The sequence below is a fragment of the Natronoarchaeum rubrum genome (assembly GCF_024494695.1).
This window is the reverse complement of sequence record NZ_JANHDP010000001.1, coordinates 296,508-321,835: the sequence shown is the minus strand read 5'-3', so window position 1 is coordinate 321,835 and position 25,328 is coordinate 296,508. Positions and strand designations below refer to the sequence as shown.

The following is a 25,328-nucleotide window of genomic DNA, read 5'->3' as shown; positions in this document are numbered from 1 at the left end:
GTCACGCCTCGTAGTTCAGCGCGACGACGCGCCCGTCGCTGTAGATTGCGAGGAGTTCCTCGTCGCCGTCGCCGTCGATGTCGCCCGGCGTCGGGGGCGCCAAGACGGGAACGTCGCGCTCGTAGGCGGCGAGTTCGTCGCCGCTCGAGGGATCGAGCACCGCGACGAGGCCGTTCGCCGCCGCGACGGCGAGTTCCGGCTCGTCGTCGCCGTCGACATCGCCGAGGCTCGGCGCCGGAACGATGGTGTCACCGCCGACCGAGATCTCCGTCTCCCACTCGCGGTCGCCCGACGCGGCATCGAGCGCGACGACGCGCCCGCCGCGAACCGAGACGTACGCCTCCGGGTCGCCGTCGCCGTCCCCGTCGCCGACGGCGCTGACTCTCGGATCGCCCTCCGTGGTGACCGTCCACGCTCGCTCGCCGGATTCGGGATCGAGCGCGGCGACGACGTCGCCGTCGTTACCGGGCGTCGCGACGACGAGTTCGGGCCGACCGTCGGCGTCCACGTCAGCGTCGACCATGCTGAAGACCGGGATGTCGATCCGGCGCTCGACCGTTCCGTCGGCCGCCAGTAGGACGACGCCCTCGTCGGAGCCGACCGCGCCCTCGGCGGAGCCGACCGCGATCTCAGTCGTACCGTCGCCGGTGAAGTCACCGACCGCCGGTTCGGCCCAGACGGTCCCGTTCAGCGCGCGGTGCCACAGCGGCGTCCCGTCGGACGCGACGGCGTAGGCGTTCCCGCGGAAGTCGACCGCGACGACCTCCTCGCCGGGAGCGTCGGTCAGGTCGACGAGCACGGGGCGGCTGTAGCCGATGTTCTCGAACCCGCGGTCCCAGAGTTCGGATCCGTCGGTTCCATCGTACGCGACGAGTGCCCTCCGACCCGTCCCGACGAGCACGTCCGGCGTACCGTCGCCGGTCACGTCCGCGATTCTCGGATCCGAGAACGTGTGGATGTGGCAGTGCTCGATCGGCATTCCGGCCTGCCAGTCGATCTCGCCGGTCCCGCCGTCGAGCGACGTCAGCGCGCACGAGGTCGGCGTCATGCTCGCGTCGTCGCCGACGTCGTTGATCGGCGCGATCACGTCCGCGCCGCCCGCGCGTTCGACGACCGCGACGGGGTGGTGGTTCCCCGTGTGATCGCGAGCCGTGTCGCTGACCCACTGCTCTTCGAGGGTCCCGCCGTCGTCGGCGAACTGCACGATGCCGACGACGAGGCCGGCGACCAGCACGGCGAACACCAGAACGACGGCGACGACCGTGGTTCGCTTCATCGCCGGAACTTGTCCGGCAGCGTCGAAAAAGGCTACGCGTTCGGCCTCGGCGTCGCGACGCCGTTTTCACGTCAGGCGACCGTAGTATCGCGCATGACCCCCGAAGAACTCCGCGCCGACGTGCCGGCGCTCGACGAGACCGCGTACATGAACTTCGGCGCGAGCGGGCCGAGCCCCCGCCGCGTCGTCGACGCGGCCGAGTCCTGCCTGGAGCACCACGAGTTCGAGGCGCCCGTCGCCGAAGGGATGTACCCCGCGGCGTTCGACCTGTACGACGATGTTCGGGAGCGTGTCGCCGACTTCGTCTGCGCCGATGCCGACGAGATCGCGCTCACCCAGAGCACGACCGACGGGATCAACCGGATCGCGGGCGCCGTCGAGTGGGAGCCGGGCGACGTCGTCGTTCGCACCGACCTCGAACACCCCGCCGGCGTCCTGCCCTGGGAGCGCCTCGAACGCCGTCGCGGCGTCGAGGTGCGCGTCGTCGAGACCGACCGGGGGCGGATCGACGTCGAGGAGTTCCGCGAAGCCGTCGAGGGCGCGAAACTGGCCTGCTTCAGCGCGCTCTCGTGGAACTACGGCACCCAGCTTCCGGTTTCCGAACTGGTCGACGCCGCACACGAGGCCGGCGCGCTGGCGCTGGTCGACGCCGTTCAGGTCCCCGGCCAGGCGCCGCTCGACGTCGACGAATGGGGCGCAGACGCCGTCGCCGCGGCCGGCCACAAATGGCTACTCGGGATCTGGGGCGCCGGGTTTCTCTACGTCGACGACGACGCGGTGGCGGACCTCGAACCCGGGTCGGTCGGCTACCGGAGCGTCGAGGAACCGGACGCAGACGACTGGCAGTTTCAGGACGGCGCCGCGCGCTTCGAGGTCGGAACGACCAGCCCCGCGCCGTACGCCGCACTCGGCGAGGCGATAGACGTCTGCGAGGAGCTCGGCCTCGGAGCGATCGAGGACCGCATCGCGCGCCTGGCCGGCCGGCTCGCCGACGGCGTCCCGGAGGAGCGGCTTCTGAGTCCCGCCGAGCCCGAATCGGGGCTGGTCACAATCGACGTCGACGATCCCGAGACGACCGTCGAGCGACTCGAGGACGCCGGAATCGTGATCCGGGACCTGCCCGATCCCGAAGCGGTCAGAGCCTCGGTCCACGCCGTCAACACCGAGGAAGACGTCGATCTGTTGCTCGACGCGCTCGACGAGGAGTGGTGATCAGGAGCTAGATTCGATTCGGGCGCCGACGCTACGGTTCGAGCAGTTCGATCAGGTTGTCGTCCGGGTCCCGAACGAAGAGGATCCGCGTTCCGCTCTCGGTCGTCTGTGGCTCGCTCAGCGTCTCGACGTCGTTCGGAAGCGCCTCGTAGGTCGCGTCGAGGTCTTCGACCTCCAGTCCCAGGTGCTTGGCGCCGGCCTGGTTGATCGCGCCGCCCGTCGCGTCCTCGCCCTCGGGCTCGTACTCGACGAGTTCGACGCGCGCGCCGTCAGCATCGAGGTGGGCGAACGTCCCGGCGGCGCCCTCGACGCCGACGCCGGTGGCGAACTCCTCGCCCGACACCGAGAAACGGGCGAGCACGTCGAGGCCGAGCACGTCGCGGTAGAACTCGATCGATCGGTCGAGGTCGGTCACCGTCACGCCGAAGTGGTGTGCGCTGGGGTCTGGCATACCAGTGCAGCCGCGGGCCACCCGAAAAACGGCTTCGACTCCCGGCCGATTCGAATCGTCGCGTCGGCGAGTCCGCGGCGTCGCGATCAGTCCTCGCCGAGAACGAGAACGAGCCGGCCGTCCCCGAGCATCCGGTCGATCTGCTCGCGCGGGAAGTGGCCGTCGCAGTCGTCGCCCGCGAACGCGACGTGCTCGTCGGTCGCCTCGGTGACGGTCGCCAGTGAATCGCCCGATCGGTGGCGGTACAGCACCGTCGTTCCGGGTTCGAGGGCCGCCGAGGTGACGCTGCGGTACGCGTCGTGAGATGCGTCCATGCTCTCTCCGCACCCCGTGGAGGGCATGGCTCTTGTGGTTGACTGCCCGCTACCGTACAGGAATTCGAGGTGTTGGCGTCTGCTCCGGCCTACTTTCTTCACGACGCCGACCGACGTCACGAGTATGAACGTGCTCGTCGCCGGCTCGCACGGACAGGTCGGCCAACACGTGACGGCGTCGCTCGCGAACAGCGACCACGACGTTCGCGGGATGGTGCGCAAAGAGTCTCAAGCGTCTGATATCGAGTCGATCGGCGCCGAGCCGGTCGTCGCGGACCTGACCGGCGACGTCTCGCACGCCGTCGAGGGCGTCGACGCGGTGATCTTCGCCGCGGGATCCGGCGGCGAGGACGTGTGGGGCGTCGACCGCGACGGTGCGATCGGACTCGTCGACGAGGCCGAATCTCGGAGCGTCGATCGGTTCGTGCTGCTCAGCTCGATCAACGCCGACCAACCGGAGAACAGCCCCGAGGCGCTGCGGGAGTATCTCCGGGCGAAGGGCGAGGCCGACGAGTACCTGCGGGAGAGCGACCTGACGTACACGATCGTCCGGCCCGGCCCCCTGACCGACGAGGACGGCACCGGTCGGATCAAAACTGGTCGCAATCTCGATCGGGACGGCGTCGACATCCCGCGCGAGGACGTCGCCCGGACGCTGGTCGCCGCGCTCGGAGAAGCCGAAACCCACGAGACGACGTTCGAACTCGCCGCTGGCGACGACCAGATCGAGGAAGCGCTACGAAGTCCGGTAGAGAACTGAGTCGCGACGATCGTCGGCGTCACTGAGGATCCGTTTCGGGCGACGGTCGGGTGTACCAGAGCGCCCAGAGAATCAGCACGCCCTGGAGCGGGAGCCGACCCCAGCGAACGATCGCGGAGGGATCGCCCCCGCCCGGCAATCCGTCGATGACGACGCCGTGGGTCGCCATGTAGACGTTTGCGGGGAAGATCGCGACGAGTAACGCGACCGTCGCCCACGCCGCGTACTGCCGCGTTCGCGGGAGCAACAGCCCGATTCCGACGGCGATTTCGGCGAGGCCGGACAGATAGACGAGCGCGAGCGCCGCCGGAAAGATCGGCGGTACGATCTGGACGTACAACTCCGGCACGACGAAGTGCAGGACGCCGGCGACGACGTACGCCGGTGCCATCAGATAGAGCAACGGGCGTTTGAACCGGCGTAGTACATCCTTCATCGTCACGGGCTACCTCTCACAGCACTGAAACGGTTTCGCTCTTCAGTGGGAGAATGTGGTATGCGCTGCAGGATTCGACTCCGGTGCAGACGCGAGCGCGGCGAGCGTTTGTGTGAGTCAAATCCATTCGAGGGACAGATTCCACTCCGCACGTCTATTCGTCGGGAAAATGGGCGCTGCAGGATTTGAACCCGCGACAGCTTGGTCCGAAGCCAAGTACTCTGTCCAAACTGAGCTAAGCGCCCTGTGCACATCAGTCCGGCCGAGCCGGATTTAAACCCACTGATTTCCCTGTACGGGGACCGGGTCATTTATTCGGGGGCGGTCGGACAGTAGCGGGTATGAGTGTCGGAGCCCGGATTCGGGGCTACGTCGAGTTGACGCGGCCGGGGAACGCCGTCGCGGCGGGTGTGCTGACGTTCGTGGGTGCGTTCGTCGCCGGCGGCGTCGTCGACCGGCCGATCGACGCCGTCGCGGCGATCTCGGCCACGGCGCTGGCGACCGGCGCGGGCAACGCGATCAACGACTACTTCGATCGGGAGATCGACCGTATCAACCAGCCCGGACGCCCCATTCCGCGCGGTGCGGTGAGCTCCCGAGGCGCGCTGACGTTCAGTTTGGTGCTGTTCGCCGGCGCGATCGTGCTCGCGCTGACGCTGCCGCGGCTCGCGCTGGCGATCGCAGCCGTCAATCTTCTCGCGCTGGTCGCGTACACGAAGCTGTTCAAGGGGCTACCTGGCGTCGGCAACGCGGTCGTGGCGTATCTCGGCGGGAGCGCGTTTCTGTTCGGCGGCGCCGCGGTGGGCAACGTCGGGCCCTCGGCCGTGTTGTTCGCGCTGGCCGCGCTATCGACACTGACCCGCGAGATCGTCAAGGACGTCGAGGACATCGCGGGCGACCGCGAGGAGGGGCTCAACACGCTGCCGATCGCGATCGGCGAGCGCCGGTCGCTACACGTCGCGGCCGCGCTGCTGGTCGTCGCCGTCGCGGCGAGTCCCCTGCCCTACCTCTTCGAGATCTTCGGGGCGGCGTATCTGCTCGTCGTGGTCCCCGCCGACGCCGTGATGCTGGCGGCAGTGGTCAAGAGCTACGACGATCCGACGACCGGGCAGCAGTATCTCAAGTACGGAATGTTCGTCGCGGCGCTGGCGTTCGTCGTCGGCCGTGCCGTCGTCGTGGCAGGGGCACAGGCCTGACAGGGACGGCGTAGGCCACAAGAATCCGGCCTGACACTCCGGTAATCAAAAGTAATATATGCCGGTCACTGTAGGTTAACATCAAGACTCTCCGCGATACGGCAGCCGACATCCGGCTGTCCCCGCCACACGAGGGATACTATGTATGACTTGGCCGACGTCCTCCCGGACGCTGAACTCGATCCCGGCACGAATCTGCTGATCACCGGCCCCCCGATGGCGGGGAAACGCCGTCTCGCGCTCGACATTCTTGCGAATGGAACCGACCAGGGAGAAGGAACGATCACCGTCACGACGAAAGACGGCGGAGACAAGATCCTCGACGAGTACGAGAAGCGCGTCGACGACGTCGAAGGCAAGCCGGTCGGGATCGTCGACTGCGTCACGAAGCAACGCGGGGTGGGTAACGTCGAGGACAGCCCGCAGTTAAAGTACGCCTCCTCGCCCGTCGATATGACCGGGATCGGTATCAAGCTCTCCGAGTTCCTGCAGGAGTTCTACGAGCGCCGCGGGCTCACGAAAAATCGCGTCCTGTTGCACTCCGTGTCGACACTGCTGATGTACTCCGATCTCCAGACCGTCTTTCGTTTCCTGCACGTGTTCACCGGGCGCGTCCAGAGCGCCGACGCGCTCGGGTTGTACGTGATCGACTCGACTGCCCACGACGACCAGACGATGAACACCCTGAAGCAACTGTTCGACGGCGTCATCGAAGTCAGCGAGGACGACGTCGACACCCCGACGCTCCGAATCGCTTGAGCGACCCCTCGCAAGCGCTTTTCTCCCCGTAGCCCCTTCGTGTATCCATGTCCGCCGAAGAAACTGCGATCGAAACCGCCCTCGACGCCGGCGTGATCGCCGTCGTGGGCTGCTCGTCGACGCCCGGCAAAGACGCCCACGAGATTCCGAACTACCTGCTCGAGCACGGTTACGAGGTCGTTCCGGTCAACCCCTACGCCGACGAGATCTTCGGCCGGCGGGCGTACGACTCGCTGGCCGACGTCGAGGAATCTGTCGACGTCGTCGACGTGTTCCGACCCAGCGAGGAGGTCGCCGGAATCGTCGACGCGGCGATCGAGCGCGACGACGTAGACGTGATCTGGACCCAGCTGGGCATCGCGGACGACGAAGCGGCAGCGCGCGCCCGCGAGGCCGACAAGTTAGTGGTACAGGATCGTTGCATCAAGGTCGAACACGGAAAGCGCCGCCGGTAGAATCGCTCGCTGGCGACGACCGGAGCGTCAGGCGTCGGCGCTCGGCGACTCCGACGAAGCCGAGGACTCCTCGTCCGAGGACGTCCCGTCGTCCGTCGCCGGCTCCGCGTCGGCGTCTTCGGCGTCGGTCTCGGCCTCGTCGATCGCCGCGTCGGCGAGCACCTGATCGGCGTCGATGCCCTGCTCCTCGGCGATCGCCTTGAGCAAGACGAGCTGTTTCTCGGAGTCGGTTTCGAGCGCCGAGACGCGCTCGTTGGACTCCTCTACCTGTCGTTCGAGCGAGATGACGCGCTCGCGGACGTCCTTGAGCTGCGCGTAGAGCTTTTCGGCGAGGTCGCCGAGTTTCTGGACCTTCTTCGCGGTGGAGCCGAGTCCCATGGGCGCGGGTTCGTGCCGGGCCTTTGTGGGCTTTCCGATCGATCGACCCACAGCGTCGTCGAACGCCGTCCTTATGCAGTGTGCGCTCCCAGTGGCGCGTATGGCTACCGTCCGGACGCCGCCGACGGCGGGCATCGTCGCGAGCGTCGTCACGGTGCTCGTCGTGTTCGTTCCCTTCGTCGTCCTGTCGAGCGCCGAAATCTCCGGGGTCCAGACGTACTACGCCCACGGCGTCGTCGGTCCGTGGCCGATCGCGATGCTGGGACTGCTCTCGATCGTCGCGTTCGCGGCCGGGCGCCAGGGGCGGACCGATCCCGTCACGGCCGCGGGCGCGACGCTCGTGTTCGGCGTCGCGACGGCCGCGATCGCGCTGTACTGGGCCGTTGCGGTGCCCGCGGACCTGGTCCAGCAGCTCGGTACGGCCACGTGGCTCGCGTACCACCGCTGGCTGCTGGCCGTCGCCGCGATCGGTGTGATGGGCAGCGCGCTCTGGTACGTTCGGGCGCTCGACCTCGTCTGAAGCGCCGGCGACGCCGACGCGGCGATGCCGACGTTCGACGATACGTGAGCGACGATTCTCGTCGGCGGTGAGTTCCGGCCACTCGACCGCGGCGACGATCACGCGACGGCGTCGGGGCGAGCGACGAACCGAGTCGAAAGGTCCTTAAGATGCCGGCGGATAGATTGATCTGGACTAGGCCGGGCAGTTAGGCCCTGCTCGAAACCCGCACTATGGTCTTCAGCGGGGGCCGAACCCTGGGTGCGTCCGGACAGACCCGTCCGGGCCCCGGGAGCCGACGTGGAAGCCTCGTCCATCGGGGGCCACGGTTCGCGACGATCGTCCGCAGGGACGTCCCGTCGCGATTCGCCGGCGCCACACCGTCAGGCGCGGAAGCGAGCAGCGGACCGCCGGACGATGGTCGCTCGATGGGTCGCGGGGTGGAGGAGGCAACCGGGCTTCCCCGGCCGGGAACGCCGGGCAACCCCGGGCGTCCGTCCATTCATACTTCGTATTCAGTCGCCGAGCGCGAGCGCCGTCTTTCAGTTCTGCCGTTCGACGCCCGAGCGTCGCGAACGTGGTGCCTCCCGCTGGTCCCGATGGTTACGGCGCCGCTATCAGCCGTCGAAACTGCGGGAAAGGAAAGCGAGCCCGATCTACTCGGCGGGCTGAGGCGTCTCTGCCATCCCGGCCATCGCGAGATCGCCGCTGAGCTCGCGCTGTGGGTACGGGATGTCGATGCCAACCTCGTCGAAGCGAGCTTTGACGTTGGTGACGTACTCGCCGCGCGTCTTGACGTAGTCGGCACGACTCGGTTGATCGATCCAGATGCGGGACTGGAGGCCGACGTCCGAGGAGTTCAGCTCCGTCAGGCGAACCGTCGGCGCGGGATCGTCCATGATGTCGGGGTGGTTCTCCGCTTCCTCGACGATGATGTCGGTCGCCTGCTGGATGTCGTCGTCGTAGCCGATGCCGAAGACGAACTTCAGTCGGAGCTTTTCCTTGGCGACGGGGTTCTTGACGACGTTGCTCGTCAGATCCGAGTTCGGCACCGTCAGCAGTTCGTTGTCGAACGTCCGCACGCGGGTGACGCGCAGGCTGATGTCTTCGACGACGCCGGAGTTGTCGTTCCACTCGATCCAGTCGCCGATGCGGAACGGCTTGTCGGCGTAGATGAACACGCCGGAGACGAAGTTGCTGATGACGTTCTGCGTCGCCAGCCCGATCGCCAACGCGGCGGCGGCGGCGATCGTCGCCAGCGACGTGAGGATGTTACCGAATCCGCCGGCGGCGAACGCGACACCCACTGCCGCGAACAGCACCAATCCCCAGGCGAGGCGCAAGAGCGGCTTCTTGGCGTGATCGTCGAGGTCGCGCCGGTCGAGCGTCCGCCCGACCAGCGGCATCACGACCGCCTTGCCCAGAACGTACACGACGCCGAAGGCGATCAGAAACAGCGCCGCCGACTCGAGGGTCTGTGCGACGACGACCGGGATGCCGACGTTTTCGAGGGCGACGGCGATGACGCCCATCAGTGCATCACCGCTGTGTGCCCGCGGGTGCGGAGCAGGTCAGCGTCGACTCGGTCGGCGAGGTCAGCAGCCAGTTCCTCGGTCGAGGTCCCGCCGCGGGCAGCCCGGAGGAACTTCACCTTCACGAGATCGCGGTCGTCGAGCTGGTCGGCGAGTTCGTCGACCACCGACTCGACGCCGCTCTTCCCGACCCAGACGGTGACATCAAGATCGTGGGCCTTCTGTTGTAAGTCTTCGTGGGCCATGATGGTCCTCTGTTTGGAGTGAAACGGTTTCACTCTTGGGTATCTCGCAGCGAAAATGGTCGTCTCGGCGGGTCGTTCCGCCGGCGTGGGCGAAATCGACGTGCTGCGACGGACTCAGTACGGGTACCGCGACTGGCTGCCGCAGTCGCAGGTGACGACGACGTGGCCGTCCTGCAGTCGCGTCCTGGCGTTCTTGCCGGGACGCAGGTACGCGTCGCAGGCGTCGCAGGTCGACCGCTCGAACGATCTGGGGAACGGTCGCCGCTGGCGCTCGGCGATCCGTCTCGCCAGTCGCACGTAGTACCGGGCGCGGTCCCGATCGCACTCGTCGGTCGCGGCCCGTGCCAACTCGTGAAGTCGCTCGATGCGCTCGTCTGCGAGAGTCATCGGAAAGTGGGGGGAGTGGGGGATTCCGGGGCAGCCAGGACAAGGAGAGAGGACGTCCCGTGTTGCCCCACTGACCAAACTTTGCGAGGGGAACAAGTATTTTTTGCTTTCGCCACCGTGAGACGCCGCTGTGGCGATCCTGCGGCGGCGTTTCCTCCTGAGCCGAGAGAGGGAGCAAGCTGCCCACAGAAAGGCTTTACAGGCGCTCTCGCGAACTATCACCGTTGGCGACGAACCACAATACGTATGCCCCTAAGCCCGGTATCGACGTGTAATGAACGACGATCGCTCCGGGCGTGAGGCCGAGGAGACGACCGACGAAAGTCGGTCGACAGTCTCCAAGAGTCGCGCCTTCGAACTCCTCTCGAACCATCGGCGCAGACACGCGCTGTGGCTCGTCTACAGGCACGACCGCGTCAGCCTGCCCGACATAGCCGAGGAGGTGACCGTCGCCCAGTCCGACGCCGATATCACGGAAATCGATCCGGAGCGCGTCAGGGACACGTACATGATGCTGTACCACTCCGACGTTCCCAAGCTCGCGGAGGCCGACGTCGTGGCGTACGATCAGGAACTGGATATGGTCGCGGCCGGGGAGAACTTCCAGCTCGTCGCCGACATCCTGACCCAGCACTTCGCGGAACCCTAAACAGCGGCGTCCGCCTCCTTCTACCGAACTCGCGGTCTCAAGTCACGTCGTAACCGCTGGTCAGGGGTGTGGGAGAGACCGCCGCGAAAAGTACCGTCGTCGAGCGCTCGCGAGGAGCGGCCGATCAGTCGTCTTCGAGCGCGTCGGCGATGCGCTGGAGCTGTCGGGTCGCGTCGCGCACTTCGTCGCGGAGCTGTCGGACCTCGCGGGTGAGTTCCTCGTTGCCGGGGCTCTCTTCGGCGCCGCCGCGGCCGCCCGGACCGCCGGGGCCGCCCGGACCGGCGCCGCCGGGGCCGCCGCCCATCATGCCGCTCATCATCTGTGCGAACGGGTTTCCGCCCCCGCCGCCCATGCCGCCGGGCGGGCCGCCGCCCATCATCTCTTCCATGCCGCCCTCGGGCGGGCCCTCACCCTCCTCGGCTTCCTCGGCGCGCTTCTCTCGGATCTCCTCGACGCGCTCGCGGAACGACTTCTCCTCGCCGTCCTGTTCGGCCTCGGCTTCGTCGTTCGGGGATTCGTCTTCGGCCATGTCACCCGATTCATCCGCCGGACCGAAAAGGGTTTTCGTCCGGCTCCGGGGCACTTACCGGCGCCGAGGCCGTAGCGTCGCTCATGAGTTTCGCGGTGCTTGGCTGGCCGGGCGACGGACCGACGCTCTCGCTCGATCACGAGCGGTTCAGCTACGCCGGCAAGTTCGTCATGTCCAGCACCGGGAAGGCGGTGGTGCTGTCGGACGCCGACGCGGCGATCACCGACGACAAGCGGGACGACGACTCCGACGCCGTCCTCGGAGCCGTCGCGTTCAACGAGGATCGGACCGACGCCGAAACGCTGTGGTTCCGGTACGTCACCGTCCGGGCGGATCGGCGCGGCGAGGGGCTCGGACCGCGGCTGCTCCGGTGGACCGTCGAGCGAGCGACGAGCCGCGGCTACGAGCGCGTCAGGATCGCGGTGAACAACCCCTTCGCTTACGAGGCCGCCTGGAAGGCCGGGTTCGGCTACACCGGCGAGCAAACGGGAATCGCCGAACTCGTCATGGAACACCCGCCGGAGTCGGCGCTGGGACGCCACGACGCCGGCAACCGGGTCGAACAGTACCGCGACGGGCTGCGGACGTACCGCGGTCGCGACGTGCTGAGCGACGCCGAACGCGAGTTCGTCGCCGCACGGCTCGACGCCGCGCCGCCCGAGCCGATCGAACTCGACGAGTCGTGAGCGATCCGGGTCCTGAACGACCCGACGAGCCGCGAGCGATCCGACCCCTGAACGGCTCGACGAGCCGCGGGCGAGCCCGGCGTCGCCGCGGAAGGACCATCTTCAAATCCTCCCGATTCCTACCCCGAGCAAATGGGTAACTCCGCGCTCCGCGACCTCGCCGCGATCGAGTCGGTGGCGTTCGACGAACTGGAGGGTTCGGTCGTCGCCGTCGACGCGCACAACTGGCTGTACCGCTACCTGACGACGACGGTGCGGTTCACCGCCGACGGGGCCTACACGACCGACGGCGGCACGGAGGTCGCGAACCTCGTCGGCATCGTCCAGGGGCTACCGAAGTTCTTCGAGAACGATCTCTCGCCGGTGTTCGTGTTCGACGGGGCGCCGACGGATCTCAAGAGCGACGAGATCGAGTCGCGCCGCGAGGCTCGCGAGGCTCGCGAGGAGAAGCTCGAAGACGCCAGAGAGCGCGGCGACGACGTCGCCGTTGCGCGACTGGACTCCCAGACCCAGCGCCTAACCGAGACGATCCACGAGACCTCGCGCGAGTTGCTCGAACTGCTCGACGTGCCGATCGTCGAGGCGCCCGCCGAGGGCGAGGCCCAGGCAGCTCACATGGCACGCGTCGGCGACGTGGATTACGCCGGCACCGAGGACTACGACGCCTTACTCTTCGGCGCCCCCGTCACGCTGCGCCAACTCACCAGCAAGGGCGATCCCGAGCGCATGGACTTCGAGGCGACGCTGGCGAAACACGACCTGACGTGGGAGCAACTCGTCGACGTCGGCATTCTCTGTGGCACCGACTTCAACCCGGGCGTCGACGGCGTCGGGCCGAAGACCGCCGTCTCGCTCGTCAGAGACCACGGCGATCTCTGGGGCGCGCTGGACGCCAAGGACGCCCACGTCGAGAACGCGGATCGGCTGCGCTCGCTATTTCTGGACCCGCCGGTCGAGGACGACTACGCGTTCGACGCCGATCCCGCGCCGGACGTCGACGCCGCGCGCCGGTTCGTCTGCGAGGAGTGGGGCGTCGACGCCGACGAGGTTTCTCGGGGCTTCGAGCGAATCGAGGAGTCGGTGACCCAGACCGGGCTCGACAGGTGGACCTGACCGGGTGGCGTCGCAAAGAAAGTGAATCGAACGGCGAACCGGTTTAGAGCTGGACGGACAGCTCCTCGACGTCGTCGAGTTTGCGGTTCCGGAGCGCGTTGCCCGACGACCGATCGAACACGTGAATCGCGTCCTCGGGGATGTGCGCGACGATCGGCTGGCCGGGCTCGACGTGTTGCATCCCGCTGATGTTAGCGACGAACGTCTCCTCGTCGCCGCCTTCACCGAACTGCAGGTAGACGTTGTTCTCGTCGCCCATCGGCTCGACGACGTCGACGACGGTGTCGAAGTCGTGGCGCTCGCCGCCCTCGGTCCTGAGCTCGATGTCTTCGGGGCGGATCCCGAGCACGAGATCGCTCCTGTCCGAGATCGCCTCGACGGTGTCGTCGGAGAGCGCGTACTCGAACTTGTCGTGGACGAGCTTCTCGCCGACCCGTTCGACGTCGAAGAAGTTCATCGACGGCTCGCCGATAAAGCCCGCGACGAACAGATTCGAGGGCTCGTGGTAACACTCCAGTGGCGTGCCGACCTGCTGGAGCTGCCCGTCGTCGAGGATCGCGATCTTGTTCGCCATCGTCATCGCCTCGGTCTGATCGTGGGTGACGTAGATCGTCGTCGTCCCCAGATCCTCCTGAAGGCGCTGGAGCTCGGTGCGCATCTGCGAGCGCAGCTTGGCGTCGAGATTCGAGAGCGGCTCGTCCATCAGGAACACTTCGGGTTCCCGGACGATCGCCCGGCCGAGCGCGACGCGCTGTTGCTGGCCACCCGAGAGTTCGCCGGGTTTCCGGTCGAGCAGGTCGCCGATACCCATCATCTCGGCCGTCTCCGAGACGCGGCGCTCGATCTCGTCGTCGGCCATGTCCGTCGACTCCTCGAGCCCGAAGCTCATGTTCTCCTGAACGGTCATGTGGGGATACAGCGCGTAGGACTGGAACACCATCGCGATGTCCCGGTCCTGGGGATCCCGGCCGACCAGGTTCGTCCCGCCCAGCGAGATCCGCCCACTCGTGACCGTTTCGAGCCCGGCGACCATTCGCAGCGTCGTGGACTTCCCACAGCCCGAGGGGCCGACCAGCACGAGGAACTCGCCGTCTTCGATGTCGAACGACACGTCGTCGACGGCGACGATATCCGAACCGTCGTCGTCGGTGAACACTTTCGTTACGTTGTCGAGCTTCAGATCAGCCATCGTTGTACCTCCGTTTGGTAGATTTCGTTGTCATTGTTACGTTGCGACCCCCTTGGCGAACTCCTCGCCGAACAGGACGTAGATGATCAGCGTCGGGAGCGCCGTCAGCAGCGCCCCGGCCATGCGGAGCCCGAAGTCGGTCCCCTGCTGGGCCTCGCCCAGCCCTGCGAGGATCAGCGTCACGGGCGCGGCCTCGCTGCTCGAGGTCGTGATCAGGATCAGCGCGAACAGCAGGTCGTTCCAGATCTGGGTGAACTGGTAGATCAGGACGACCGCGAACATCGGCGTCGACAGCGGCAACACGACGCGCTGGTAGATCTTGCGGACGCTCGCACCGTCGAGGCGCGCCGCCTCGATCATGTCGACCGACATCGACTTGTAGTACGACCGGAACAGCAGCGTACAGATCGGGATGCCGTAGGCGATGTGGGATAGCGACAGCGCCATCAGATCGCCGTAGTCGCTCGAGAGCCCGGTGATGGCCCAGACCGGCCACAGCAGGTCCGCGAGCGGGATGTACGTCGACCAGATCTGTGACAGCGGCACCAGCACCGCCTGGTAGGGAATGAAGATCCCGGCGATGATCAGCGCCAGGATCGGGATCTGTCCCCGCCAGTCGATCTGGGTCAGCCCGTAGGCGGTCATGCTCCCCAGCAGCGCCGAGATGACCGTCGCAGGCGCGGCGAAGACGAAGCTGTTGATCAACCCGCGGAACAGCGTGTCGAACGCCGTCTGCCACTTCTGGAGCGTGAAGCCTTCGAGCCCCGGCGGCGTGAACGACGCCGTCTCGGTCACGGCCGTCGTCGTCTTGAACGACGTCACGAGGCCCGCCTCGATCGGGGCCATGAAGAACCCGATCAGGGCGAACAGGGCCGCGTACAGCGCGACGCGGTAGATGTTCAGCTGATCGGTCAGCGCCTGCTCGGTCTCCGCTTCGGTTGTCGTCGTTTCTCCTGTCATATTGTCCCCTTCTTGTACTGGTAGACCAGATACGGCGCGACGACGCTCAACGCCAGCAGGAACAGCAGGATGGCGATGGCGGAACCGTACGCCCAGTTGGTGAGACCGAACGCCTCGCGGACCATCATCGTGGGCAGGATGTCGGAGCCGTTGGGCGGCCGGTAGCCGCCGGCGATCGCGTACAGGAAGTCGAACGCCTTGAGTCCGAACACCATCAGCACGACGAGAGCGCTCACGACGGCGTTTTTCAGCTGCGGAATGATGACGCGCCAGTACATCTTGACGGTGCTGGCGCCGTCGACGCGGGCCGCCTCGTAGTGTTCTCGCGGGATCGCCCGCAGCGATGCCAGGAACACTACCATGGCGTAGCCGCTGAACTGCCAGACGAGCGCGAAGATCACCGCCGGCAGTATTAGCTGCGAGTTGCCGATCCACCGGAACGGTCCCAGTCCGACCAGGCCGAGGATGGCGTTGACCATCCCGTTGTTCACGTTGTACATCCAGAGCCAGAACTGGGCCGTCACGACGAACGACAGCGACATCGGCAGCAGATAGATCGTCCGGAACGTGTTCTCGAACCTGATGTTACGATCGACCAGGATCGCCAGCAGCAGCCCGACCGTCATGCAGACCGTGATAAAGCCGAGCAGGAGCACCAGCGTGTTCCTGGCCGCGTCGATGAACGCGGGATCGTTGAACGCCCGCACGTACATCGAAAAGTCCAGATCCGAGTAGTCGGGGCGACCGAACTGCCGGTAGTCGGTCAGCGAGATCAGGAAGTTCCAGCCGATTGCCCCGTAGACGAAGATGGCCATGAACACGAACGGCGGCAGCCAGAACGGCATCGACTGGAAGAAGTCGGTGTTGAGCCGCTCGCGGAGGCCGCCCTTCGACGAGGTAGCGACTCCTCCGTCCGTCCGCAGGTCGGACTCTTCGTCGCCTTCACCAGCCCGTAACCGTCGTATGCGTTCGAATAAATGAATCATGGAAAGGGTGCCCGCCTGTTACTGTTGGGCGGCGTCCAGCAGCCCCGTCGCGGTCGCATCCACGTCGTAGGGGCCGGTGAAGTTGCTGGTGATGACTCCCTTCATCTCGCTCAGCGCGGTCGGGCTAACCGCAAGACCGTGTGCGAGCGTCGGCGGCTTCTCCTCGGCGTTCTGGAAGTCCTCGATCGTCTCGGCGAGGTAGGGGCCGAACTCCTCGGGGTCCGCGTCGGTCCGCGTCGGGATACAACCCTTGAGCGGGTCGAACGCCTGCTGGCCCTCGAGGCTGCCGGCGAAGCGCATCCACGTCTTGGTCGCCTCGGGCGAGGGGTTCTCCCCGCTGTTGCTGTTGACCGGGTAGAGGAACGAGTCGATGTGGAGCGTGTACAGTCCCTCGGTCCCGGGGAACGGCACGAAGCCCCAGTCCTCGTCGTAGGTGAGGTCGTTCGTGCGGTAGGCGCCGGCCGCCCAGTTACCCTGGTGGATGAACGCGGCGTCGCCCTCCATGATCTTCTGGTTGGCCTGGGTGAGGTTGATCGACGCGGCGTCGTCGGTGATGTACCCTCCGAGGATCGTCCCCGTCGTCTCCAGGGCGCTCCGGACGGCGTCGCCGCCACCCTCGCCGTTGACGAACGTCATGTAGGAGTCGTACCCCTCCTGACCGAGCAGGACGACGCCGAACAGCTGGAGCGTCGTCCAGGGACCGGCCATCGCGTGGGCCATCGGCGTCGCATCGGTCTCGGATGCGACGGTGTCCATCGCGCTGATCAGATCAGGGAGACCCGACATCGAGTCGGGATCGATCCCGGCGCTGTTGATGACGTCCATGTTGTAGAACAGGCAGTTCAGCCTGTGGGACCCGATCGGAACCGCCGCGAAGTTGCCGTCGTCAGTCTGGCACTGATTGACGGCTTCCTCGACGTGCGAGTCCATGAATCCCTCTTCTTCCCAGACGTCGGTGATGTCACCGAGCACGCCGTCGTACTGCTGGAAGTTCTTGCCGGGCCAGCCGGCGAAGGAACTCGGCGGGTCGTTCTGCTGGAGACGGTTTGCGACCGTGGTGTCGAGGTTCGTGTTCCCACCGCCGCCGATCGGCTTGAAGTCCGTCGAGACGTCGGAGTGGGCATCCTCGAACGCGCTGGTCAGCTCGTTGATTGCGGCCTCGCCGTCGCCGCCGGTCCAACCGTGGAGCACTTCGAGCGTGTTATCGCCACCGTTTCCACCGTCAGTGACGTTACTCAGGCAGCCAGCGAATCCGAGCGCGCCCGCGGCACCTGTCGCCTGCAGCATCCGACGACGCGTGAGCGTCGAGTTGGAGTCTTGTTCTCTCATGATTATTGTCTCTGATAGAGACTCACATGTACGATGAGGACGAGGTTACTTAATTATTACTGAATTTTTTCTACGGTACTGAGTAAACGACGGCAATATTGAAAAAGTGTGAAGTATGATTTCAACAACTATCTCGGGGTAGGGGCCCCAGAGATGCGTTTCACTCTCCGAAGGGGAACGAGTCGTTCCCACTGGTTTCAGCGGCGTAATTGGCAAACATCCGTCTCACCCGTCGCATTTATATACCATGATGCGGAGCGTCCGGACTGTCCGGGGCGCGGCGTCGTCACCGATTTCGGACATCATCGTTTCGTCCGTGCCGCGTCCATCAGGTCCTGTGCAGTCGACTCTACGTCGAACGGCCCGGCAAAGTGCTCCGTGACGACGGACTTCATGTCGGACAGTTGTTCGGGAGTGACTGCCAGACCGTGAGAGATCGACGGCACTCTGGCCGCGGCAGTCTCGTACTCGCGTATCGCGGTCGAAAAGTACGGACCGAAATCGTTGGTTTCGACGTCGGTTCGCGTGGGCACCGAGCCCCGTGCGGCGTTGAACAGGCGCTGGCCCTCCCTGCTGGCGACGCACCCTAGCCACGTTCGGGTCGCCTCAGGCGCGGGGTTCTCGCCGTCGTCGCCGGAACTCCCCCCATCGTTGAGACAACCAGCGAGGCCCAACGTCCCCGTCACTCCGGCCGTCCGTAGCAGTCGGCGGCGCGAGACGCCGCGGCCGAAGGACCGAGTAACCATCGAGTGTGGACACCTTCGTATCGAACTGATCGGGACGGGATAAAGAACTACGGGGCCGTCGCGGATGGACCGCAGCGGGATGACGAACCGCGGGGCGCGCACGACGCCGTTTTCGGTGGCTTTTACTCCCGTTGCGATGGACTCACACGGTATGACGGAGGACTACCGCACGGAGCAGGACAGCCTCGGCGAGATGCAGGTGCCGTCCGATGCGTACTGGGGCGCCCAGACCCAGCGCGCCGTCGAGAACTTCCCGATCAGCGGGCTCACCTTCGGCCGGCGCTACGTCCGCGCGCTCGGCGTCGTCAAGAAGTCCGCGGCGCGCGCGAACCGCGACCTCGAACTGATCCCCGAAGACAAGGCCGACGCCATCGTCGAGGCGGCCGACGAAGTGATCGCCGGCGAGCACGACGACCAGTTCCCGGTCGACGTGTTCCAGACCGGGAGCGGCACCTCGACGAACATGAACGCCAACGAGGTGATCGGTAACCGCGCGACCGAGATCTACGGCGGCGAGATCGGCACGCGCGAGGTTCACCCCAACGACCACGTCAACTTCGGCCAGTCGAGCAACGACGTCATCCCGACGGCGATGCACGTCGCCGCGCTCGAAGCCGTCGAGAAGGATCTGCTGCCCGCCCTGGAGACGCTCGCCGACGCGCTGGGCGAGAAGGAAGCCGAGTTCGACGGCGTCGTCAAGACCGGGCGCACGCACCTGCAGGACGCCACGCCGGTCCGGCTCGGCCAGGAGTTCGGCGGCTACCGCACGCAGGTCGAGAAGGGCATCGAGCGCGTCGAATCGGTCACCGACCACCTCGCCGAGCTCGCGCTCGGCGGCACCGCGGTCGGCACCGGCCTCAACACCCACGAGGAGTTCCCCCCGCGCGCGGCAGACTACATCAGCGAGGAGACCGGCCTGGCGTTCCGCGAGGCCGACAACCACTTCGAGGCACAGGCCGCCCACGACGCCATGAGCGAGGCGCACGGCGCGCTCCGCGTCGTCGCCGGCTCGCTCAACAAGATCGCCAACGACCTGCGCCTGCTGGCGTCCGGTCCGCGCAACGGCCTGGGCGAACTCGAACAGCCCGAGAACCAGCCCGGTTCCTCGATCATGCCCGGCAAGATCAACCCCGTCGTCGCCGAGGCGGTCAATCAGGTCCACAAGCAGGTCGTCGGCAACGACGCCGCGGTCTCCGCGGGTGCCGCCGAGGGTCAGATCGATCTCAACCTCTACAAGCCCGTGCTCGCGTACAACTTCCTGCAGTCCGCCGAGTTGCTCGCAAACGGCAGCGAGGCGTTCGCCGAGAAGTTCGTCGCGCCGCTGGAAGCCAACGAGGCCCACTGCGAGGAGCAGGTTGAGCAGAGCATGGCGCTGGCGACCGCACTGAATCCCGCGATCGGCTACGACAAGGCCAGTAAAGTCGCCAAGAAGGCGCTCGCGGAGGACAAGACCGTCCGCGAGGTCGTCGTCGACGAGGGGTACCTCGACGAGGAGGAGGCCGACGAAGTGCTCGACCCCGAGACGATGACCCACCGGGGCATCCTCGGCCAGGACTGACGGCTCCTTACCGGTAGCGGGCGGACCGACCGTCCCCTACCCGCGTCGGGCGGACCGACCGCTCGGCTCGTCGTTCGTTTCCGTGACACTTCTCGTACGATCACGTAGGTTTCGCAATTATTGCCGGTAGCGTCGGCTTCCGGAATCGAGTCCGCGCCGTCACGCGATTTTATTCGTCGGATTTCGATGCGTCAACGCCTTACACGGGCGAAAACGATCCAGTGTAGTTTTGAGTGATGAGTGAGAGCTACTAGACATGCACACTTGCCGCGTCTGCAACCGAAGCTTCTCGACGGAGCTCCAGCTCGAACTGCACCGGGACACCTGCGGGGAGGACGAGCTGCTCTGCGGGGAGTGCGGCGAGCAGTTCAGCGAGGCCGCCGCGACGCGCGACGGCTGGCACTACAGCTGCCCCAACGACGACTGCGACGGCGAGGGGCTCAAAGAGGATCTGTATCGCGTATCCGACGTACGGCTCGCCGAACAGCGGTAGGCCGGACGCCGCGGCGCAGGACGTCGGTCAGCCCGTCGTCCGCACGGACGAAGCTCCGGATCGGTCGCGCTTTGGACGGTTTTTTATCGCTCGCCGCCAGAGAGTCCGACAATGACCGACTACGACTACGAGGAGCTGGGGCTCGTGGCCGGCCTGGAGATCCACCAGCAGCTCGACACCGAGACGAAGCTGTTCTGTGGCTGTCCGACCGCGCTTCGCGAACCCGAGGACGCCGAGCGGCGCTTCACGCGATACCTCCACCCGACGAAGTCCGAACTCGGCGAGATCGACGACGCCGCCCTGGAGGAGAGCCAGGTCGACCGCGAGTTCGAGTACCTCGCGTACGACACGACCTGCCTCGTCGAGGAGGACGACGAGCCGCCCCACCGGCTCGACGACGAGGCCCTGGAGGTCTCCCTGGAGATTGCGCAGCTACTGGACATGACGCCGGTCGACCAGGCCCACGTCATGCGCAAGATCGTCGTCGACGGGTCGAACACGACGGGGTTCCAGCGCACCACCAAGCTCGCCGCCGACGGCGAGATCAGCACCGAAGAGGGGCCGGTCGGCATCGAGGACCTGATGCTCGAAGAGGAGAGCGCCCAGCGCGTCGAAGAGACCGACGAGGGCGTGCGCTTCAGCCTCGACCGGCTCGGCATCCCGCTGGTCGAGATCGGCACGAAGCCCGACATCCGGACGCCCCAGCAGGCCCGCGACGCCGCCGAGCGCATCGGCATGCTCCTGCGCTCGACCGGGCAGGTCAAGCGCGGGCTCGGCACGATCCGCCAGGACGTCAACATCTCGATCGCCGACGGCGCCCGCGTCGAGCTGAAGGGCGTCCAGAGCCTCGACGACATCGACGACATCGTCCGCAACGAGGCCCAGCGGCAGGTCGAACTGCTGGAGATCAAAGACGAGCTGGAGGCCCGCGACGCCGAGGTCGGCGACGTGCAGGACGTCACCGACGTGTTCGCCGACACCGACAGCGGCGTCATCCGCGGCGCGCTCGATTCAGGAGGGAAGGTCACCGCGGTCCCGCTGTACGGCTTCGACGGCCTCGTGGGCGCGGAGATCCAGCCCGACCGCCGGCTGGGCACCGAGCTCTCCGATCACGCCAAGCGCCACGGCGCCGGCGGCATCTTCCACACCGACGAGCTGCCGGCCTACGGCGTCACCGAGGACGAGGTCGAGCGCCTGCGCGACGCCGTCGGCGCGGAAGAGGGCGACGCGGTCGCCATCGTCGCCGCCGACGCCGAAGTCGCGGAGAACGCGATCGAGGCCGCCGCCGAGCGTGCCGAGACGGCACTGGAGGGCGTCCCCGAGGAAACCCGCGGCGCCAACGAGGACGGCACCTCCGAGTACCTCCGCCCGCTGCCCGGCGCCGCGCGGATGTACCCCGAGACGGACGTTCCGCCGGTCGAGCCCGACGTCGAAGCCGTCGAAGAGCCCGAACTGCTCACCGAGAAAGTCGAGCGCTACCAGGAGGAGTACGGCCTCGGTTCGGGCCTGGCCGAGCAGGTCGCGTACGGGCGCAGAATGGTGCTGTTCGAGGAACTGGTCGAGCAGGGCGTCTCCGCGAGCGGCGCGAGCGGAGGCTCGTCGGACGAGTCCGACGGCGTCGACGCCACGCTCGCCGCCCAGACCCTCGAATCGACGCTCACCGCGCTGCGTCGCGACGACGTGCCCGTCGAGAACCTCACCGACGAGCACCTGCGCGGCGCGATCGGCCTCGTCGACGAGGGCGAGGTGCCCAACGAGGGGATGGAGGACCTGCTGACCGCGCTGGCCGAGAACCCGGACCTCAGCGCCGAGGAGGCCGTCGAGGAGGAGGATCTCGGCGGCGCCGACGAGAGCGAGGTTCGGGAAGCCGTCGTCGAGGTCGTCGAGCGCAACGAGTCGCAGGTCGCCGAGGAGGGGATGGGCGCGTTCTCGGGTCTGATGGGCGAGTGCATGGGCGCGCTGCGCGGCAAAGCCGACGGCGATCTCGTGAGCGAGCTGCTCCGCGAGGAGATCCAGAAGCGCGCCTGAGCTCGCCGGGGCGCCGTCGGCGTACCATCGTCGGGTTTTGGTCGACGTTTAGCTACCGTTTACCGAGTAGAAGCGTTCGGCAACCGCTCGGCAACTAATTGGTTTCTAATCGTAGCGAGCGTATACTAAGGGGCATCTATCGCGACGGTTCGATCGTCATGGGGAGCAAACGATACCTCTCGCCGCGGGAGATCCTGGGGGATCGCCGCCGCGACCGCCACCTGACTGCCGCCGAGATACTGAGCGACGAACTGGACGACGATCCGAACGACCACACCGCGACCGCTCGACCCGGCACGTCCGACGCCGGATCGACGCGCTCCGAAACGGACCGCGAGTCGGGCGAGCGGCCCGCTCGCGAGGAGTCGGCCGATCGTCGCGCGACGCCGGGCGCCGACTGGCAGTGGCTCGACGCCGAGCGCGTCGAGTCGCGCGACGACTAGTTTTCCGCGTCAGACGCCGTCGCGTCCGCTGCGCTCTCTTTCGCGTCGGTATCCTCCACAGCGGCGTCCGCGTCGTCGCCGTAGAAGTCGAGATGCGCGCTCGCGCGCCGGAAGATGCCCAGTAGCGTCCGGGCCTCGCGCTCGGTCGGGTGGGCGCGTCCGACTAGCCGCCGGAACAGCCGCCCGGTCTTCGCGCGCTTCTCGACGGGGTGGTCGAGCGCTTCGAGGAACTCGGCGAACTGGTCGTGCAGGCGCTCGACGACGGGTTCGTCGGCGCGCTCGACCTCGACGTCCGGGAGCTGATTCGCCTCGATCGCCAGGTTCCGCAGCTCGTACAGCGTGATCGTCGCGGCCTGACCGAGATTGAGCACGGGGTACTCCTCGCTGGCGGGGATCGCACAGATCTCGTCGAGCTGCGCGAGCTCCTCGTTGGTCAGCCCGACGTCCTCGCGGCCGAACACCAGACAGGTCGGCGCGTCGACGGTCGCGAGCCGCTCGGAGAGTTCCGCCGGCGTCGAGAACGGAAACCGGACGTGCTTGCGCGAGTCCTCGTTAGTCGTCGCCGTCAGCGCGACGGTGTGGTAGTTCTCCGCGAGGTGATCGAGCGTCACCTCGTCGGCGTTGGGCAGGATGTCCTCGCGCGCCTGCCCGGCGAAGCCGTACGCCTCGCTGTCGCGGCTCAGGTCCGGCGGATCGACCAGCTTCAGGTCCTCGAAGCCGAAGTTCTTCATCGCACGCGCGATGGTACCGACGTTGCCCGACGTCTGGGCGTCGACGACGGCCACGGCCGGCGGCTCGCGGCTCGGGGACGACGCCGCCGCGGAATCGTCGGCGTCGGCCGATCCGTCCTGCGGTTCCGTCTCGGACCCCTCAGTCATCGCTGCCCGGATACTCCTGTGAGAGGTCGAGTTCCTCGTCGCGCATCTCCTTGCGGTCGGAGGCTTCCCACTGGTCTCGGAGCTCCTCCTCGTCGATCTCGGGGGGTTCGGGCAGATCCTCGGGGTCGGTCTCGACGTGGCTGATCCCCTCGTAGCCCTCCGGCGCGCGCCCGCCGTCGAGGAACCACTCGTGGAAGGCGTCGCGGAACTCCTGGTCGCCGGCGTACCGGTCGCCGCCCTCCTCGCGGAACCAGTAGATCAGGTCGTCCTCGTGCTCGGCACAGAGGATGACCTCGGCGACGGGTTCGCCGTACACCGCCTCGGCGGGGTTGCACTCGGTGATGTTCTCGTCGCCGTGGATCAGCCAGCAGGCGTCGCAGACCGAGTCCGCGATGTCCGACAGCCGGACCAGTCGCTTTCTGGTGTCCTCCGAGAGCTCTTCGAGCGGTCGGAGCTCGCCGTCGTCGGTGAAGACCTCCTCCTCGTCGAAGCGCCACCCGCGGAGGCCGATGCTGACCTTGCTCATGTCGCGACGTATCCGCCCCACGAGTAAAAAGAGCGCGTCTGGCGACGAGCCAGGGTCCGGACAGGAACGACGGAATCAGTAGCTGTGTCGCTCGCAGAACCCGACCAGCCAGTCGGTTCGGTCGGTCGGATCGTACCCCTCGATCGGCGCCGCGCCGTCGGCATGCAGCGAGCGAACCCCGAACGCGGTCGGGCTGCCGACGCCGCCGACCGGGACCGCGTCGTCGCGCTGGAAGCCGAAGCGCGACAGCATCTGGTGGGAGAAGGCGTCCTGGTGGACGGCGACGGCGTCGGCGTCCGAGCGCGCGGAGACGATGGCGTCGAGCAGCGACGCCTCGGCGTCGCGGTCGTCGAGCGCGAGCGGGACGCGGTCGACGACCCTGACGACCCGTCCTTCGCCCTCGGGCGGGCGGCGCGACGCCACGACTGCGCCCGCCACGGGGTCGCCGTCGCGGCGCGCGACGTACGCCTCGTAGTTCCACGCCGGGTTGCGGAAGCGCCAACGGTAGAACGCCTCGTCGCGGTAGGCGTGGATCGCCGCGGGCACCTGCCGCCGGTAGAGTTCGGCGAACGTCTCGGGCGGCACCGACTCGTAGCGGTCGACCGACAGCGGATCGGTCGAGGGGGCGATTCGATCGCACGCCGCGGCGTACCCGCGCGCCGCCGTTCGGCCGATGCGGGCCAGCGGTTCGCTCAGGTCCAGCAGCGCGCCGGGGTCGCTGACGCGGTAGTACGTCGAGAGGCGGCCGACTTCGGTCCGATCGCGGACGTCGCCGCCCGACGCTTCGGCGAAGTCGATGCAGAAGGCCGGCTCGGCGTCCCGATAGGCATCGACGGCCTCCCCGACGAGCAGGGCGGGCAGTCCGCGATTCCGGTAGGCGGGGTCGACGACGGCCTCGCAGGGTTGGACGGCGATCCGCGTCACGTCACCGAGCCGAACCCGTAGCGGCCACAGTCCCGCTGCAGCGACGAGTTCGCCCCCACGCTCGGCGACGAAGACGGGGACGGGATCGAGATACGGATTCTCCTCGTAGGCCCAGGCGAACCGCTCGACCGGGGAGACGGCGTCGTCGCGAACTCGCCCGGCGAGAGCCAGATACGCCTCGCGATCGGTACGGCGGTATCGACGGATCGCCAGCGTCGCCTCTTCGCCGGTCGCCTCGCCGAGGGCACTCATCGCCGACGCGGCGCGACGCGGGCGCCCGGACGGCGTGGTCGTCGTGAGTCTGTGCGTTCGTTCACGACCGACGATGCACCGCCCTGTCAAATAAGTAAACGCGGCGTAACGAGCGACGCCGTCGGCTTAGGTCGGGATA

30 protein-coding genes, 1 tRNA gene and 1 other RNA gene are annotated in these 25,328 nt (G+C 67.0%); 14 read left to right on the top strand and 18 right to left on the bottom strand.

From position 1 onward, the window contains the following. Position 1 precedes the first annotated feature (1 nt). Positions 2-1,276: an outer membrane protein assembly factor BamB family protein gene (locus NO931_RS01750; protein WP_256390902.1), complete on the bottom strand. Its 1,275-nt coding sequence runs from the start codon at positions 1,274-1,276 to the stop codon at positions 2-4. A 93-nt stretch (positions 1,277-1,369) separates the two neighbouring features. On the opposite strand from NO931_RS01750, the gene NO931_RS01745 reads away from it, so the two are divergent. After that, positions 1,370-2,488, top strand: coding sequence for an aminotransferase class V-fold PLP-dependent enzyme (locus NO931_RS01745; protein ID WP_256390901.1), 1,119 nt, complete (start codon positions 1,370-1,372; stop codon positions 2,486-2,488). A gap of 31 nt (positions 2,489-2,519) precedes the next feature. Here the strand turns inward: NO931_RS01745 and NO931_RS01740 are convergent, their stop codons facing one another. Together NO931_RS01740 and NO931_RS01735 are read right to left on the bottom strand one after the other, a co-directional pair. After that, the gene (locus tag NO931_RS01740) at positions 2,520-2,939 is read right to left on the bottom strand and encodes a VOC family protein (protein ID WP_256390900.1); all 420 of its coding nucleotides are present in this window, start codon (positions 2,937-2,939) and stop codon (positions 2,520-2,522) included. An 86-nt stretch (positions 2,940-3,025) separates the two neighbouring features. Further along, complete coding sequence (locus NO931_RS01735; RefSeq protein WP_256390899.1) at positions 3,026-3,253, bottom strand: hypothetical protein; 228 nt, start codon at positions 3,251-3,253, stop codon at positions 3,026-3,028. A gap of 124 nt (positions 3,254-3,377) precedes the next feature. Between NO931_RS01735 and NO931_RS01730 the strand changes: the two genes are divergently transcribed. Beyond that, positions 3,378-4,013, top strand: a complete 636-nt coding sequence (locus NO931_RS01730; protein WP_256390898.1) for an SDR family oxidoreductase — start codon at positions 3,378-3,380, stop codon at positions 4,011-4,013. Between the two features lie 19 nt (positions 4,014-4,032). Here NO931_RS01730 and NO931_RS01725 read toward each other — a convergent pair whose 3' ends face one another. Together NO931_RS01725 and NO931_RS01720 are read right to left on the bottom strand one after the other, a co-directional pair. After that, positions 4,033-4,449 (bottom strand): DoxX family protein, encoded by a 417-nt coding sequence (locus tag NO931_RS01725; RefSeq protein ID WP_256390897.1) that lies wholly within the window; start codon positions 4,447-4,449, stop codon positions 4,033-4,035. Positions 4,450-4,619: 170 nt separating this feature from the next. Then, positions 4,620-4,694: transfer RNA gene (locus NO931_RS01720), tRNA-Arg, on the bottom strand. 96 nt (positions 4,695-4,790) lie between these two features. Here NO931_RS01720 and NO931_RS01715 point away from each other — a divergent pair. The 3 genes from NO931_RS01715 to NO931_RS01705 all read left to right on the top strand — a co-directional run bounded on the left by NO931_RS01715 (position 4,791) and on the right by NO931_RS01705 (position 6,859). Further along, positions 4,791-5,645, top strand: a complete 855-nt coding sequence (locus NO931_RS01715) for a geranylgeranylglycerol-phosphate geranylgeranyltransferase (protein WP_256390896.1) — start codon at positions 4,791-4,793, stop codon at positions 5,643-5,645. A gap of 141 nt (positions 5,646-5,786) precedes the next feature. Continuing rightward, a complete protein-coding gene (locus NO931_RS01710; protein WP_256390895.1) occupies positions 5,787-6,404 on the top strand; it encodes an RAD55 family ATPase in 618 nt (205 codons plus the stop codon). 47 nt (positions 6,405-6,451) lie between these two features. Continuing rightward, positions 6,452-6,859 (top strand): CoA-binding protein, encoded by a 408-nt coding sequence (locus NO931_RS01705; protein WP_256390894.1) that lies wholly within the window; start codon positions 6,452-6,454, stop codon positions 6,857-6,859. A gap of 27 nt (positions 6,860-6,886) precedes the next feature. On the opposite strand, the gene NO931_RS01700 is transcribed toward NO931_RS01705, so the two are convergent. Further along, positions 6,887-7,237 (bottom strand): DUF5798 family protein, encoded by a 351-nt coding sequence (locus tag NO931_RS01700; protein ID WP_256390893.1) that lies wholly within the window; start codon positions 7,235-7,237, stop codon positions 6,887-6,889. A 100-nt stretch (positions 7,238-7,337) separates the two neighbouring features. On the opposite strand from NO931_RS01700, the gene NO931_RS01695 reads away from it, so the two are divergent. Both NO931_RS01695 and ffs read left to right on the top strand, forming a co-directional pair. Then, positions 7,338-7,757: a DUF7548 family protein gene (locus NO931_RS01695; RefSeq protein ID WP_256390892.1), complete on the top strand. Its 420-nt coding sequence runs from the start codon at positions 7,338-7,340 to the stop codon at positions 7,755-7,757. Positions 7,758-7,924: 167 nt separating this feature from the next. Further along, an RNA gene (gene ffs / locus NO931_RS01690) (signal recognition particle sRNA) lies at positions 7,925-8,236 on the top strand. A 156-nt stretch (positions 8,237-8,392) separates the two neighbouring features. Here ffs and NO931_RS01685 read toward each other — a convergent pair. From NO931_RS01685 to NO931_RS01675, 3 genes are all read right to left on the bottom strand, one after another. Continuing rightward, positions 8,393-9,268, bottom strand: a complete 876-nt coding sequence (locus NO931_RS01685; RefSeq protein WP_256390891.1) for a mechanosensitive ion channel family protein — start codon at positions 9,266-9,268, stop codon at positions 8,393-8,395. Beyond that, positions 9,268-9,513, bottom strand: coding sequence for a YhbY family RNA-binding protein (locus NO931_RS01680; RefSeq protein ID WP_256390890.1), 246 nt, complete (start codon positions 9,511-9,513; stop codon positions 9,268-9,270). Before NO931_RS01680 ends, NO931_RS01685 begins: the two co-directional genes overlap by 1 nt. A gap of 114 nt (positions 9,514-9,627) precedes the next feature. Beyond that, entirely contained in the window at positions 9,628-9,900 is a 273-nt protein-coding gene (locus tag NO931_RS01675; RefSeq protein WP_256390889.1) for a ribonuclease P protein component 4, read from the bottom strand. Positions 9,901-10,174: 274 nt separating this feature from the next. Between NO931_RS01675 and NO931_RS01670 the strand changes: the two genes are divergently transcribed. Further along, entirely contained in the window at positions 10,175-10,549 is a 375-nt protein-coding gene (locus NO931_RS01670) for a DUF7344 domain-containing protein (protein WP_256390888.1), read from the top strand. Between the two features lie 124 nt (positions 10,550-10,673). Here the strand turns inward: NO931_RS01670 and NO931_RS01665 are convergent, their stop codons facing one another. Then, positions 10,674-11,078, bottom strand: a complete 405-nt coding sequence (locus NO931_RS01665; RefSeq protein WP_256390887.1) for a hypothetical protein — start codon at positions 11,076-11,078, stop codon at positions 10,674-10,676. Positions 11,079-11,161: 83 nt separating this feature from the next. Here NO931_RS01665 and NO931_RS01660 point away from each other — a divergent pair, with 83 nt between their 5' ends. Both NO931_RS01660 and fen read left to right on the top strand, forming a co-directional pair. Next, positions 11,162-11,764 carry a GNAT family N-acetyltransferase gene (locus NO931_RS01660; RefSeq protein ID WP_256390886.1) on the top strand — a complete coding sequence of 201 codons (603 nt, stop codon included), beginning with the start codon at positions 11,162-11,164 and terminating at the stop codon, positions 11,762-11,764. A gap of 132 nt (positions 11,765-11,896) precedes the next feature. Then, positions 11,897-12,877: a flap endonuclease-1 gene (gene fen / locus NO931_RS01655; RefSeq protein WP_256390885.1), complete on the top strand. Its 981-nt coding sequence runs from the start codon at positions 11,897-11,899 to the stop codon at positions 12,875-12,877. A gap of 43 nt (positions 12,878-12,920) precedes the next feature. On the opposite strand, the gene NO931_RS01650 is transcribed toward fen, so the two are convergent. The 5 genes from NO931_RS01650 to NO931_RS01630 form a co-directional block, all read right to left on the bottom strand. Then, a complete protein-coding gene (locus NO931_RS01650; RefSeq protein WP_256390884.1) occupies positions 12,921-14,066 on the bottom strand; it encodes an ABC transporter ATP-binding protein in 1,146 nt (381 codons plus the stop codon). Between the two features lie 36 nt (positions 14,067-14,102). Continuing rightward, entirely contained in the window at positions 14,103-15,026 is a 924-nt protein-coding gene (locus NO931_RS01645; protein WP_256390883.1) for a carbohydrate ABC transporter permease, read from the bottom strand. Further along, on the bottom strand, positions 15,023-16,012 hold the full coding sequence (locus NO931_RS01640) for a carbohydrate ABC transporter permease (RefSeq protein ID WP_256390882.1): 990 nt from the start codon (positions 16,010-16,012) through the stop codon (positions 15,023-15,025). The genes NO931_RS01645 and NO931_RS01640 overlap by 4 nt, the downstream gene beginning before the upstream one ends. Before the next feature lie 18 nt (positions 16,013-16,030). Continuing rightward, positions 16,031-17,341, bottom strand: a complete 1,311-nt coding sequence (locus NO931_RS01635; RefSeq protein ID WP_256390881.1) for an ABC transporter substrate-binding protein — start codon at positions 17,339-17,341, stop codon at positions 16,031-16,033. Positions 17,342-17,643: 302 nt separating this feature from the next. Further along, positions 17,644-18,087, bottom strand: a complete 444-nt coding sequence (locus NO931_RS01630; RefSeq protein ID WP_256390880.1) for a hypothetical protein — start codon at positions 18,085-18,087, stop codon at positions 17,644-17,646. A 151-nt stretch (positions 18,088-18,238) separates the two neighbouring features. Between NO931_RS01630 and NO931_RS01625 the strand changes: the two genes are divergently transcribed. The 4 genes from NO931_RS01625 to NO931_RS01610 all read left to right on the top strand — a co-directional run bounded on the left by NO931_RS01625 (position 18,239) and on the right by NO931_RS01610 (position 22,609). Continuing rightward, complete coding sequence (locus tag NO931_RS01625) at positions 18,239-19,645, top strand: class II fumarate hydratase (RefSeq protein WP_256390879.1); 1,407 nt, start codon at positions 18,239-18,241, stop codon at positions 19,643-19,645. Positions 19,646-19,901: 256 nt separating this feature from the next. After that, positions 19,902-20,138 carry an HVO_2901 family zinc finger protein gene (locus NO931_RS01620; protein ID WP_256390878.1) on the top strand — a complete coding sequence of 79 codons (237 nt, stop codon included), beginning with the start codon at positions 19,902-19,904 and terminating at the stop codon, positions 20,136-20,138. Positions 20,139-20,249: 111 nt separating this feature from the next. After that, on the top strand, positions 20,250-22,166 hold the full coding sequence (gatE, locus tag NO931_RS01615; protein ID WP_256390877.1) for a Glu-tRNA(Gln) amidotransferase subunit GatE: 1,917 nt from the start codon (positions 20,250-20,252) through the stop codon (positions 22,164-22,166). Positions 22,167-22,324: 158 nt separating this feature from the next. Beyond that, positions 22,325-22,609, top strand: coding sequence for a hypothetical protein (locus NO931_RS01610; protein WP_256390876.1), 285 nt, complete (start codon positions 22,325-22,327; stop codon positions 22,607-22,609). Here the strand turns inward: NO931_RS01610 and NO931_RS01605 are convergent. The 3 genes from NO931_RS01605 to NO931_RS01595 form a co-directional block, all read right to left on the bottom strand. Beyond that, positions 22,606-23,487 carry an RNA methyltransferase gene (locus NO931_RS01605; RefSeq protein WP_256390875.1) on the bottom strand — a complete coding sequence of 294 codons (882 nt, stop codon included), beginning with the start codon at positions 23,485-23,487 and terminating at the stop codon, positions 22,606-22,608. The two genes, NO931_RS01610 and NO931_RS01605, sit on opposite strands and share 4 nt — an antisense overlap. After that, complete coding sequence (locus tag NO931_RS01600) at positions 23,480-24,013, bottom strand: DUF8114 family protein (RefSeq protein WP_256390874.1); 534 nt, start codon at positions 24,011-24,013, stop codon at positions 23,480-23,482. The genes NO931_RS01605 and NO931_RS01600 overlap by 8 nt, the downstream gene beginning before the upstream one ends. A 75-nt stretch (positions 24,014-24,088) precedes the next feature. Further along, positions 24,089-25,189 (bottom strand): GNAT family N-acetyltransferase, encoded by a 1,101-nt coding sequence (locus tag NO931_RS01595; RefSeq protein ID WP_256390873.1) that lies wholly within the window; start codon positions 25,187-25,189, stop codon positions 24,089-24,091. Between the last annotated feature and the right edge of the window lie 139 nt (positions 25,190-25,328).